Below are 12,619 nucleotides of genomic sequence, written 5' to 3' on the forward strand. Positions count from 1 at the left end.
GCGGGCACACGTAGCGCCCTCGGCAGGCTGCCCGTTAGCGTTCACGCCGTGGTGCAACGTGTCGCAGTGATCTCACTTCACACATCACCACTCCTGCAGCCCGGATCCGGTGACAGCGGTGGCATGAACGTCTATGTGCGCGAGCTGGTGTCGTCGCTCTCGCAAACCGGCGTCGAGTGCACGACGTTCACCCGAGCCGATCGGGAAGGTCTGCCGGCCGAAGTGATGATCGAGCCCGGCCATCGAGTCGTGCATATTGAGGCCGGGCCGCACCACCTGCCCAAAGAGGCGCTTCCAGAGATCTCCGACGAGTTTTGTCACGGCGTGATCGAGTGGATCAAGGCAAACGAAATGCCTGACGTGATCCACGGCAACTATTGGTTGAGTGGCGTCGTCGGCCACCATCTGAAGCACGAACTCGGTGTGCCGTTCGTGTCGACGTTCCACACCCTTGCCCGGGTCAAAGCTGAAGGTGGCGACCCGGAGCCAATGTGGCGCGACCGGGCCGAAGCCGAGATCATTCAGTGCTCCGATGGCATTTGCGTCAGTTGCGTCGAGGAAGAGGAACAGTTTCGTCGGTTGTACGGCGATCCGGCCGGACGCATCGAGATCATCTCGCCCGGTGTCGAACACGCCTTCTTTGCGCCCGGCGCTCGTGTTGCCGCGCGGCAGGCGATCGGCTTTGATGCGGACCGTCCGCTCGTCTTGTTCGTTGGCCGGATCCAGCCGCTCAAGGGTCCCGACGTGGCGATCAGAGCGCTCGCCGCACTCGAACGCGATGACGTACAACTTGCCCTGGTCGGCGGCTCCAGCGGACGCAACGGTGACGTGCAAGCAGCAGAGGCGCATGCGCTCGTCGACGAACTTGGCCTGCACGACCAGGTGCATTTCGTCGAACCGCAGCCGCACCACATCCTGTCGTCCTGGTACCGCGCCGCCGATGTTGTGCTCGTACCCAGTCGAAGCGAGAGCTTCGGGTTGGTCGCACTCGAGGCCGCAGCGTGCGGCATTCCGGTCGTGGCCAGCGCAGTCGGCGGACTGCTCAGCCTCGTCGACGATGGGGAGACCGGCTTCCTCATCGAAGGGCGACGGCCGACCGACTTCGCGGTGGCGATGGCCGCGATCCTCGACAATGCTGAACTCGCCGCCGCGATGGGTGCGGCCGCAGAAGAGCGGGCCCGTTCGTACACCTGGCGCGCAGCAGCCGATCGGCTGCGGTCGCTGTACGTCGATCTGGACGCGGCAGCCGAGCTCGTCAGCTGCCACGTCGACGATGTGACCGAGGTACGCCACATCGATGACGTGCTCGCGGACGCAGCGGCGAACGAAACCAACGGGGCTGTGACCATGATCAACCCGGCGCCCGAGGTCGTGTCGTGACCGACCCGTTTACCGGCGAGCAACTCGCCGTCCTTGAACGACAGATCGACGAGTGGCTCGGCGAACTCGACGCCAACCACGATCACATTGTCGCCGTCGATCGATCGCCCGATGACGACGTGCGCTGGTTCGTGCGCATGCGCGGCGACGACAAGGATTTCACCACGGTGTGGCTCACGCTTGGTCAACGCACTCTGCGCTACGAGACCTATGTGATGCCAGCGCCAGAAGAGAACCACGCTCAGCTGTACGAACATGTACTTCGCCGGAACGACCGTCTGGTCGGAGCCCACTTCTCCATTGGGGTTGAGGATGCGATCTTCCTGCGTGGCGAGGTGCCGGTCGACCGGGTCGACCGCAATGAGCTCGACCGAGTGCTGGGCACGCTGTACGCCCAGGTCGAGCAGTGCTTTACGGGCATGATCCGCATCGGATTTGCCAGCCGCTTCGCAGGCTGACGCCAGGTACCGCTGACGAGCCGGCATCGTTCTTCACGTGCTCGTTCCGAGTCGGTCGCGTCGGTGCCCACTGTCCCAGTGTCCGGGCGGGTACGTCTCGGGGGAGTCGGTCCCTCGTATCCGCCCGGGCAGTTCCCGGTAACTTCGGCCCGATGAGCGATGCCCAGCCTGCAACCAGATCCGCCGAGGTTGTCGACCCGGTCGATGTCGTCGATGTCGTCGATGTCGTCATGGTCGGCGGCGGCAACATGGGCGCCGCCCTCCTTGGCGGGATGATCGAGTCGGGTGTGTTCGCGCCGGGCATGTTGGCGGTCGTCGAGTTACTCGACGCCCGGCGCAACGAACTCGTCGACATGTTTCCTGGCGTCGCCATCGTCGACGCGATTCCCCCGTGCCGTTCGGCAGTACTTGCCGTCAAGCCGCCCGGTGTTCCGGCTGCGACCACCGCAGCGGTTGCGGCCGGCGCCACTCGTCTGCTGTCGATCGCCGCCGGTGTCAACATCGCCACCATCGAAGCCGCCGCCGGGGACGACGTGGCCGTCGTCCGGTGCATGCCGAACACCCCTGCACTCGTCGGCAAGGGCGCCTCGGCGATTGCAGGCGGGAGCGCCGCCACCGACGATGACCTGGGGTGGGCCGAATCGGTGCTTGGCGCCGTCGGCATCGTCGATCGCCTGCCTGAAGAACAGCTGGATGCATTCACCGGCGTCGCTGGTTCCGGCCCGGCCTACATCTTTCTCATCGCCGAGGCGTTGACCGACGCGGCGGTCGCGGAAGGTATTGAGCGATCCACCGCCGATCGCGTGGTGAGCCAGCTGCTGCTGGGTGCTTCGACACTGCTGGCCCGCGACGGTGACCCCGCCACGCTGCGTCGCAACGTCACGTCGCCCAACGGCACCACGGCCGCCGGACTCGGCGTGCTCGACGCACACGACGTGCGTGGCACCTTTGCTGCTGCGGTGCGCGCTGCAACCGAGCGCAGTCGCGAACTCGGAGCCTGAGTCGAACGGGTCCCCAGACGCGAACAGAGCCGATGTCAACCCCCCAGGTGGCACCGGCTCCGTCACGCGCTGTTCGCCGTCGAGGGCGAACGCGTTGTTGGAGACCAATCCTAGAGCCTCGCGCGCTCTTGTGACAAGGGCCACGTCACCGGGACCGTCGGGAGCCTGCAACGAGCGTGCTCGGCGAGTCCGGGTGTGGTGTCAGCTGGGACGGATCGACACGGCCTGCGGCGTGGGCGCATCGTCGTCGCCGGCCGGAGTGAGGGTCACCTGATCGCCGGCGTCGAGGCCGAGTTCTTCGGCAGCTGATCGCTGATCCATCGCGATGGCGAGCATTCCGCTTGAGTCGAGCACCAGGCCGACGCTGCCGCCGACGAGTTCGGCGAACGATGCCGCGCGCACCGTGCTCCGCGTGACCTCTCCGGACGGGTCGGTCGGCGCACTGATCCGCACGCTGACGCGGGAGCCGAACGTCGCGGGCAGGTCGTCGGGTCCGACGTTGAGCTGCGCGTTACCGAACCGGTCGATCCAGAGCACTTGCGCGATCACCTTGGTGTCGTCGGATTGCGGGAGCGGGATCACTCCCGGGAGCAACAGGTCAGCATCGACGGGATTGCCGAGTTCCATCAGATCGACACCATTGCAGAGGTGTGCAGCTGCAGGTGCAAAGACGTCGCGACCGGCAAACGTGCCCCCGATGGCGTGGAGCTGGTAATCGGCGTTGGTCAATTCGACTGCCCGTCCGGCACCACCGGTCATCGAGACGGCGGGCGCAAGCAGCCCGTTGTCAGGGCCGACGAGAACGCCCTCACCGTCCGCGACTTCGATCGCAATCGCCTTGCGCGATGTGGCGACGCCCGGGTCGACCACGGCCAGCACGACACCAGAGGCCACATAGCTGATGCTGCGGGCGAGGGCGAGCGAACCGGCGCGCACGTCGAACGGAGCAATGCCGTGGGTCAAGTCGATGACCGAGGCGTGCGGTGCGAGCTCACGAATCACCGATGTGCACACGCCGACGAACTCGTCCTGTAGCCCGTAGTCAGTGAGAAACGAAACGGTGTCATACCTGCGGCCCATCCCCTCGGACGCTATCCGTGCAGCCTTGATGTCCGCCAGGTCGCCGGCCTCAACAGGGGTGTGACGCGGGCACGGCTTCGGAAACACGCGTCGCCCACGTTGGCCGGGTTCCCCGCGTGACCGTACGATGGGCGCAATGGCCGTCGGCTCTCGCCCCCTCGTTCCGTCGCGGCTCGCGCCCGGCGGAGTAGCGCACGGCAGTCGTCGCACGCCCACCACCGTCATTGGTGCCTACGTCGCACTGACCAAGCCGCGCATTATTGAACTGCTGCTGATCACCACGGTGCCCACGATGATCCTTGCAGCGAGCGGATGGCCGTCCACCTGGCTCGTCGTGGTCACCCTGATTGGCGGAACGTTGTCGGCCGGCAGTGCCAACGCCGTCAACATGTACGTCGATCGTGACATCGACGCCTTGATGGAACGGACGCAGGCCCGGCCGCTCGTCACCGGTGTCATCGAACCTCGTAACGCACTCATCTTCGCCCTCAGCCTGCAGGTCGTCGCCTTCGGTGTGCTCTGGTCCGGAGCAAACCTGCTGTCGGCCGTCCTCGCCTTCGCTGCAGCGGCGTTCTATATCGGTGTGTACACCATCTGGTTGAAGCGCACCAGCCGTCAGAACATCGTCATCGGCGGCGCCGCGGGTGCGGTGCCGGTGTTGGTTGGCTGGTCTGCCGTGCAAAACAACGTCACCTGGACGCCGATTGTGCTGTTCATCGTGATGTTCCTGTGGACACCACCGCATTTTTGGGCACTTGCTGTTAAGTACGCCGACGACTACCGGGCGGCCGACGTTCCGATGCTCCCGAGCGTCGTGCCGATGGCTGAGACCGTGCGGCAGATGACCCTGTACACGGTGGCGCTCGTCATCTCGACGCTGGTCCTCCTTCCGGTCGCCGGACTGGGCTGGATATACGGGGTCGCGGCCGTCGTGCTCGGCGCCATCTTTCTTGGTGGCACCATTGCCCTCGGACGGAACCCGACACCTCAAGCGAGCATGCGACTCTTTGGTTTCTCCATCACGTACGTGACGTTGCTCTTCGGCGCCATGTCGCTTGATGTCTTTGTCGAGTACGGCTGGTGATGGTCGCCAACGGCCTGGTCACCCTGGCGCCAAGTGGCGCCCCCAACGAACATCCACAGGAGCTTGTGAACATGCGCTCCGCCGTCCGTCACGAATCTCGCTGTGATTTCAGAAGATTCACCCCTCGGCAAGTAGTCTCGGGCCGTTGTGTGCCGCCACCTCCAGTCGATTTGATCCGTTGAACCGAAAATTGTGAGCTCCATTTCGTATGACCACCATTGATCCCACCACCGCAACGGCCGAAGAATTTGCCGATGAACGCGACGGTGCCGTCGCGCAGTTGCTGGCAGCCATTGCTGATTGGCTGACATCGACCGACCACAAGAAGATCGGCCGACTGTTCCTCGGCGCCGGCCTCATCGGCCTGCTTGGGACCATCGTGGTCAACGTCATCATCAGTCTTGACCGCGCCGGCATCGCAAACATCGATGACGCCGCGACCCCGCAACTCCTCGACGCCCAGCGTGTCGGTCTCGTGTTCGGGACGCTGTTGCCATTGGCCGTCGGCCTGTGCATCGCCGTTGTTCCGATGCAGCTCGGCGCCCGTGCGATCGCGTTTCCACGGCTGGCCGCATCCGGCTTCTGGATGTGGGCTGGAGGTCTGATCTTCAGCATCATCGCCCTCGCCAACAATGGCGGCGGTCTTGGCGGCGACGCTGACATGGTCGATCTTTTCATCGGAGCGCACGGCCTGATGGCGATTGGCCTCACTGCCGTCGGCGCATCGATTGCTGTCACCGTGCTCACTACCCGAGCGCCGGGCATGACCATGCGTCGGGTCCCGTTCTTTTCAATGTCGGCGATGATCACCGGTATTGGTCTCGTACTCGTCATGCCGGTGCTGCTCGGAACGCTCAGCTACCTGTTCCTCGATCACCGCAACGGTCGCGAAGCGTTCGGCGGGAACACCGGCCTCTACGACTGGGCGTCCTGGATCTTCACCCAACCGATGAGCTTCCTGTTTGCCATCCCGGCACTCGGTGTGCTCGCCGAAGGCGCCGCGCTGTTGTTCAAGCAGCGCACACCGGCACGAGGCGTCATGTACGCCGGCTTTGCGCTCGTCGGCGTCGCTGCCTTCGCTGGCGTGGCGCAGCAATCGCTGTTCAGCGTGGCCGAGGTCGACACGTTCGGTGGAGATGCTGTTTCGGACATCGTGCCGTCCGCCTTCTTCAACCTCTTGCCGCTGGTTGGCATCACCATCGTGTTGCTGATGTCGCTTTTCGTCGCCAAGCCCATTCGTGGCGCCAAGCCCAACCTCACGCCCGCGATGGTGTTCGGTTTCCTCGGTGTCGGGATGATCATGGTTGGCATGCTGGGCAACGCGATGTACGCCATCGAAGACCTCAAGCTGCAGGACTCGACGTTCGAAGAGGGCGTCCTCGTGTATGTCGCGTATGGCCTCGTCCTCGCCGCTCTCGGCGGGATGGCCTACTGGGCCTCGAAGCTCTGGGGAGTCGAGTTGTCGATGGTCAAATTGTTGCCCCTCGCCGGCCTCGGTGTCCTGGCCACAGTGCTCGCCTCGCTGCCCAACTACATCGCCGGCTTCGACCAGCAGCGTGACGTGTACGACACGGTCATCGCCGTTGGTCACGGACTCATGGCGCTCACCGTCATCGGTTTTGTCGGCCTGCTTGCGCAGGCAGTGGCCAATGATGACAACGACGCGGTCGACGATCCGTACGACGGTCAGACGCTCGAATGGGCCACCACGTCGCCCGCGCCGGCCAACAACTTTGTCGAGCCACCCACGGTGATGTCCGCTGAACCGCTTGCCGACAGCAAGCCGAACTACGGCGCAGGCTCTGCCAGCGCCGACGAGAAAGGCGAGAAGTGATGCAGGCCCTCACTGCCGGACCCGCTGCGGCACCACGTCGACAGGTCATCGCCGGCTCCGTCATGGCCAGCGTGGCGATGATCATGCTGACCGGTGGCATGCTCGCCGTCTGGTCCGAGCAACGCACGAATTTCGTCGAGAGTGAGGGCACCTGGCTCCCGAACGGGGTGGTCATCCCCGAAGTTGCTGCCAACGTGGCGCTCATCGCTTTCATTGCAATCTGCACGTTCGCCCAGTGGGCGGTCTGGTCGGTGAAGCGTCAAGATCGTGGGCACACAGCGTTTGCCCTCGGGGTCACCGCACTCACCGCAATCATGGTCATCAATGCCCAGGCGTTCATTTACGCCCAAATGGGCCTCGGCATCTCTGATGGTGCCTACGCCACGATGTTCTACGCCGTCACCGGGATGTTCACCCTCCTGATGATCATCGGCGTTGTCCTCACCGCGGTCACCGCATTCCGCTCCATTGGCGGACGAAGCGACAACGCCATCGTCGTCGCCCATGCGATCTACTGGTACACCATGGCGGCCATCTTCTCGGCCATCTGGTTCGTCGTCTACATCACTAAGTGAGTCTTTGATGTTCACCACAGGTTCCAAAATTCTCATCGGCAGCTCGGTGCTCGCCACCGTGGCGGCCATCGTCTACGGCATCTCGCAGGGCGAGGCGATCGGCATTGTTGGCTTGATCTCCGCGGCAATCGCGCTAGCGCTGCTCGCCGGCTTCAACGTCTGGGCGCGTGACTCGAACCTGTCCGCAACGGACACCACGGGAATCGCGACCTCCGACGCGGCGATTGAGCCCCCCGGGGCCAGCATCTGGCCGATGGTGTTCGGCGTCGGAGCAACCACCGTGTTGCTGGGGCTCGTCACACAGCAGAGCATCTTCACCATCGGCGTCGTCATCCTCATTGCCGCAGGTGCGCAGTGGATGGTGCAGGCTTGGGCCGAGAGCGCTTCGTCGGACCGCAGGGTCAATGCCGATGTTCGCGACCGTGTGGCCAACCCGCTCGAATACCCGTTGCTCGGAGCCGTTGCTGTCGGCATCATCGCCTTCGCCTTCAGCCGCATCATGCTGTGGCTGTCAAAAACCAACACGGTCTATGCCTTCGTCATCCTCGCCACGCTGATCGCTCTGATCGCCTTCTTCTTCGCCTTCCGCCCATCGGTCAAGCGTGGAGCAATCAGCGCTGTCCTCGGCCTGGGTGCCGTGGCGATCGTCGCGAGTGGCACTGCTGCGGGCGTCGATGGTGAACGTGACATCCACGTGCACGAGACCACCACCACCGCTGCTGTCGAGGGTCTCTGTGCCAGCCCCGAAAAGGGCGAGTTCGACGAGAAAGCAAGCCAGACCGTCGGAACCAAGTCCAGCACCTACACGATCACGTTGACCGCATCCGATGAACTCGAGTTTGACGTCCCCGGGCCGGTTGAGGTCGGTGCCGTTGCGATGGTGCTCCCTCGCTCGAACCCCAACAACATCGTGTTCCGCAACGATTCTGACGAAGAACGTCGACTGACCTACGACTTCCGGGCGCTGACCGAGGACGAGATCATCGAGATCGAAGCTGCCAAGGAAGACGAATCGCATGGCGGCGAAGGTGAGAGCGACGAGGAACACAGCACCGTCGAGCGCTTCCAGCAGTGCACCACGCTCATCGAACCGGGCGGGGCTCAGCTCATGACGCTGCTCATCGCGGAGCCGAGTATCTCCCCGTCCAATGACGACGAAGCCTTCCGCTTCTTTGTTCCCGGAACCGACGCTGAGCTCGAGGTGATGGTGCCATGATCGTTCGCAGCGCAACGAGTGACCTTCAACCACCGACGACGAAAATGCAGGCAGTGAACTCCACAACTACGGTCAACTCCGTGACGCCTCGTGCACGTATCGCCCGCCTCTCTGCCGTTGCCATGTTGGCCGCAGTCGTTGCAGGCTGTGCGCAAGACGCGCCGCAGGACACCTGGCAGCCGGCTGGCTCGAATGCCCGCCAGATCAATGACCTCGATATCTGGGTGTTCAGCATTGCTGGCATCGTCGGCGTCGCTGTGTTCTCGGTCCTTGGCTTCGCCGTCTGGAAATACCGCGATCGCGGCCAGCCAATCCCCGAGCAGACCCACGGCAAGCCGGCGCTCGAGATTGGCCTGACGATTCTCCCTGCCTTGATTCTGATCGGCATCGCTATCCCCACGGTCGGCACGATCATGGATCTCAACAAGACCGATGACACCGAGTGCATCATCAACGTCACCGGCCAGCAATGGTGGTGGGAAGTTGATTACCCGGTCCAGGACGGCTGTGGCGGCATTGAAGAACCCATCGTCACGTCAGGCCAGATGGTCATCGAAGCCGGCTCGAAGGTGCTCGTGCGTGGCACCAGCCGCGACGTCATTCACTCCTGGTGGATTCCTCGTCTCAACGGCAAGCGCGACATGGTGCCGGGCCGCATCCACACCGTGCGTCTCGAAGCCGACGAACCCGGTATCTATGCCGGTCAGTGCACCGAGTTCTGCGGGCTGAGCCACGCCAACATGCGCATGGAAGTCATCGCCATGGAGCCGGACGACTTCGCTGCATGGAAAGCCAACCAGCTCGAGGCATATGCCTCGCCTGATGAAGGCACGCTCGCTGCGGAAGGCGAAGCCACCTTCATCACGCAGTGTTCACGGTGTCACCAGGTCGATGGCCTCACCGACAGCGGTGGCGAGCTGGTCGTGGCCCGCCCCGACCAAAATGTCTGGTCTGGCGCAGCGCCAAACCTCACCAATTTCATGACTCGCAACACCTTCGCCGGAGCGACCTGGAATCTGCTGAGCAACGAGTGCTGGCCGGACGTCTGGGAGGCCGATTCATCTGAGGTCGGCGCTGCCTATCTCGAAGGCGTCAGCGACAGCTGCCTCAACGAAGTCGAGCTACGTGAGTGGCTCCGCAACGCACCGGCCAAGAAGCCGATGTACACCGACCCTGAAAGCCTGGAGGAGACCGACGGTCTTCCCCGTGGCATGCCGTACCTGGCGCTGAGTGAAGATCAGATTGATCAACTCATCGCCTACCTGCTCGAGCGCAAGTGACACGGAGCGACTGAACAATGGCCATCATCGAACGTCCAGCTGAGACACCTGACGCCCGCCCCGCGGGAACGGCGCAGGCGCCCACTGCAGCCACCAATTACGGCTACCTGCGCCGCCCCGTGGAAACCACCGGCTGGCGCTCGTGGGCCTTCACGGTCGATCACAAGAAAATCGGCATCATGTACGGCGCCGTCGCGATGTTCTTCTTCATCATCGGTGGCCTTGAAGCCGGACTCATCCGGCTGCAGCTCGCCGGTCCCGACGGCACGATCCTGTCGGCCGACAAGTACAACCAGATGTTCACGATGCACGCCACCACCATGGTGTTCCTCTTCGTGATGCCGATGGCTGCGGCCTTCGCGAACTACTTCATTCCGCTTCAGATCGGAGCTCGAGACGTCGCGTTCCCTCGCCTCAACGCGCTGTCCCTCTGGGTCTTCGTGTTTGGTGGCGTCTTCCTCAACACGTCGTGGTTCCTCGGCGGCGGCGCAGACGGCGGCTGGTTCATGTACGCACCGAACAGCTCGGTGCCGTTCAGCCCGACCAACGGTGTCGACTTCTGGGCACTCGGCCTGCAGATCACCGGTATCGCTTCACTGGTCGGTGCCATCAACCTCATCGTCACCGTGCTCAACATGCGAGCACCTGGCATGTCGATGATGAAGATGCCGATCTTCACCTGGATGGCTTTCGTGGTGCAGATGCTGCTCCTCTTCGCCATCCCCGTCATCACCGTGGCGCTCTTCCTGCTGATGTTCCAGCGAAGTTTCGGCGCCACGTTCTTCAGTGTCGAGGCCGGGGCTGATCCGTTGCTCTGGCAGCACCTGTTCTGGATCTTCGGTCACCCTGAGGTGTACATCCTCGTGTTGCCCAGCTTCGGTATTATTTCCGAGGTTCTCCCCGTCTTCTCGAAGAAGCCGTTGTTCGGCTACCCGTTCGTCGTGTTCTCCGGCGCCGCCATTGGCTTCGTCGGCTGGGGCGTCTGGGCGCACCACATGTTCGCCTCGGGCCTCGGCCCGGTGTCGGTTGCTGTGTTCTCGGTGGCCACGATGGCCATTGCAGTGCCGACCGGCGTCAAGATCATCAACTGGACGCTCACGATGTGGGGCGGCAAGTTGAAGTTCACGACCGCCATGCTGTTTGCCGTCGGGCTCATCGTGCAGTTCACCATCGGAGGCCTCTCCGGTGTCACCCATGCGGTTGCGCCGTCTGACACCCAGCAGACCGACACGTACTACATCGTTGCCCACTTCCACTACGTCATCTTCGGTGGCGCTGTGCTCGGCCTGTTCTCCGGCTTCTACTACTGGTGGCCGAAGATCTTCGGCAAGCTCCTCAGCGAAGGCTGGGGCAAATGGAACTTCTGGCTGATGATCGCCGGCATGAACCTCACATTCGGACCGATGCACATCATCGGGTTGCAGGGTCAGCCCCGCCGCATGTACGTCTGGACGGAGTTCCGTGCGGGTGAAGGATTCTTCAACCTCGGCTTCTGGAACCTCGTGGCCACGATCGGCACGTTCATCCTCGCTGTCGGTGTGCTGCTGTTCCTCGTGAACATCTGGATCACCCACCGTCCCGGCTCGAAGACCCCGCCAGCACCTGCAGACCCGTGGGACGCACGCAGCCTCGAATGGATCACGAGCAGCCCGCCGAAGGAATACAACTTCGCTCGCACCCCGCAGGTATCTGAACTCGACGAGTTCTTCCACCGGAAGTACGAAGACGTGGGCGAAGGCGACAGCCACGAGTACGTGCAGCGGATGACCGGCGAAGAAGTCATCCAGCACGAAGAAGACAACGCCGACCCGAACATCCACCTGCCGGCACCGTCCTACTGGCCGATGGTCCTTGCGTTCTCGCTGCCGATCATGGCCTACGGCGTCATCTACAACACGCTCTTGATCGTTGCTGGCGGTGCCATTGCGGTCATGGCGATGTTCGGTTGGGCCCTCGAGCCTGCCGACGCAGAACAGTCCGACTACGACCCCACTGATGATGGCGGCGAGACGAGCAAGGAATTGGCCAATGTCTGATTCGGTAATCACCGAGCCGGCGCCCGACGCCGTCGACGTCGTGGAAGACCACCCTGCTGAACATGCAGGAGACGACCACGGTCACGATGACCACGCGCACGGCGGGCATCACTCGTCGCTCGGGCTGTCCAACAACAAGCTGGCCATGTGGCTGTTCCTTGGATCTGAGTGCCTCCTCTTCGGTGGACTCATCTCCACCTACATGCTGTACCGCAACCGGCACTCGGCAGAACTTGGTCCGGACCAACTGTGGGATATCCCGTTCACCTCGGCATCGAGCTTCGTTCTGCTCACGTCGTCGCTCACCATGGTGCTCGCAGTCAGCGCAGCCAACCGCAAGGATCTGCGCAACACCAAGATCTTCCTGGGCGTCACGGCGCTGCTCGGCGGACTGTTCGTCGCCGGCCAGATCTACGAGTTCACGACCTTCTATCGAGAAGGCTTGGGATTCACCACGAGCCTCTTCTCGTCGAGCTTCTTCACGCTCACCGGCTTCCACGGCGTGCACGTGTCGATCGGCATCATCATGTTGGTGGCCACGATTGGCATGATTCAGAAAGACAAAATCTCTGGCGACAAGGCCGAGGCGGTCGAAATGGTCGGCCTCTACTGGCACTTCGTCGACATCGTTTGGATCATCATCTTCACCCTCGTCTACTTGATTCCGGCCTGATC

At 63.1% G+C, this 12,619-nt stretch carries 11 protein-coding genes; 10 read left to right on the forward strand and 1 reads right to left on the reverse strand.

The window, feature by feature from the left end; genetic code table 11:
• The first annotated feature begins 48 nt into the window (after positions 1-48).
• From ACH2DW_RS08045 to proC, 3 genes are all read left to right on the forward strand, one after another.
• Positions 49-1,380 (forward strand): glycosyltransferase, encoded by a 1,332-nt coding sequence (locus ACH2DW_RS08045; RefSeq protein WP_394929219.1) that lies wholly within the window; start codon positions 49-51, stop codon positions 1,378-1,380.
• Positions 1,377-1,838 (forward strand): YbjN domain-containing protein, encoded by a 462-nt coding sequence (locus ACH2DW_RS08050; protein ID WP_394929220.1) that lies wholly within the window; start codon positions 1,377-1,379, stop codon positions 1,836-1,838. Before ACH2DW_RS08045 ends, ACH2DW_RS08050 begins: the two co-directional genes overlap by 4 nt.
• Before the next feature lie 152 nt (positions 1,839-1,990).
• Entirely contained in the window at positions 1,991-2,839 is an 849-nt protein-coding gene (gene proC, locus ACH2DW_RS08055; RefSeq protein ID WP_394929221.1) for a pyrroline-5-carboxylate reductase, read from the forward strand.
• Positions 2,840-3,040: 201 nt separating this feature from the next.
• On the opposite strand, the gene ACH2DW_RS08060 is transcribed toward proC, so the two are convergent.
• Positions 3,041-3,919 carry an S-adenosyl-l-methionine hydroxide adenosyltransferase family protein gene (locus ACH2DW_RS08060; protein ID WP_394929222.1) on the reverse strand — a complete coding sequence of 293 codons (879 nt, stop codon included), beginning with the start codon at positions 3,917-3,919 and terminating at the stop codon, positions 3,041-3,043.
• Positions 3,920-4,046: 127 nt separating this feature from the next.
• Between ACH2DW_RS08060 and ACH2DW_RS08065 the strand changes: the two genes are divergently transcribed.
• The 7 genes from ACH2DW_RS08065 (at position 4,047) to ACH2DW_RS08095 (ending at position 12,617) form a co-directional block, all read left to right on the forward strand.
• A complete protein-coding gene (locus tag ACH2DW_RS08065; protein WP_394929223.1) occupies positions 4,047-5,003 on the forward strand; it encodes a heme o synthase in 957 nt (318 codons plus the stop codon).
• A gap of 208 nt (positions 5,004-5,211) precedes the next feature.
• Positions 5,212-6,837 (forward strand): cbb3-type cytochrome c oxidase subunit I, encoded by a 1,626-nt coding sequence (locus ACH2DW_RS08070; protein WP_394929224.1) that lies wholly within the window; start codon positions 5,212-5,214, stop codon positions 6,835-6,837.
• Positions 6,837-7,412: a cytochrome c oxidase subunit 3 gene (locus ACH2DW_RS08075; RefSeq protein WP_394929225.1), complete on the forward strand. Its 576-nt coding sequence runs from the start codon at positions 6,837-6,839 to the stop codon at positions 7,410-7,412. The genes ACH2DW_RS08070 and ACH2DW_RS08075 overlap by 1 nt, the downstream gene beginning before the upstream one ends.
• Before the next feature lie 7 nt (positions 7,413-7,419).
• Positions 7,420-8,628, forward strand: coding sequence for a hypothetical protein (locus ACH2DW_RS08080; protein ID WP_394929226.1), 1,209 nt, complete (start codon positions 7,420-7,422; stop codon positions 8,626-8,628).
• Between the two features lie 80 nt (positions 8,629-8,708).
• Complete coding sequence (gene coxB, locus ACH2DW_RS08085) at positions 8,709-9,908, forward strand: cytochrome c oxidase subunit II (protein ID WP_394929227.1); 1,200 nt, start codon at positions 8,709-8,711, stop codon at positions 9,906-9,908.
• 17 nt (positions 9,909-9,925) lie between these two features.
• Entirely contained in the window at positions 9,926-11,944 is a 2,019-nt protein-coding gene (gene ctaD, locus ACH2DW_RS08090) for a cytochrome c oxidase subunit I (protein ID WP_394929228.1), read from the forward strand.
• The gene (locus ACH2DW_RS08095; RefSeq protein WP_394929229.1) at positions 11,937-12,617 is read left to right on the forward strand and encodes a heme-copper oxidase subunit III; all 681 of its coding nucleotides are present in this window, start codon (positions 11,937-11,939) and stop codon (positions 12,615-12,617) included. The genes ctaD and ACH2DW_RS08095 overlap by 8 nt, the downstream gene beginning before the upstream one ends.
• Positions 12,618-12,619: the final 2 nt, after the last annotated feature.

The organism is uncultured Ilumatobacter sp. (genome assembly GCF_963980585.1).
Lineage (GTDB): Bacteria > Actinomycetota > Acidimicrobiia > Acidimicrobiales > Ilumatobacteraceae > Ilumatobacter_A.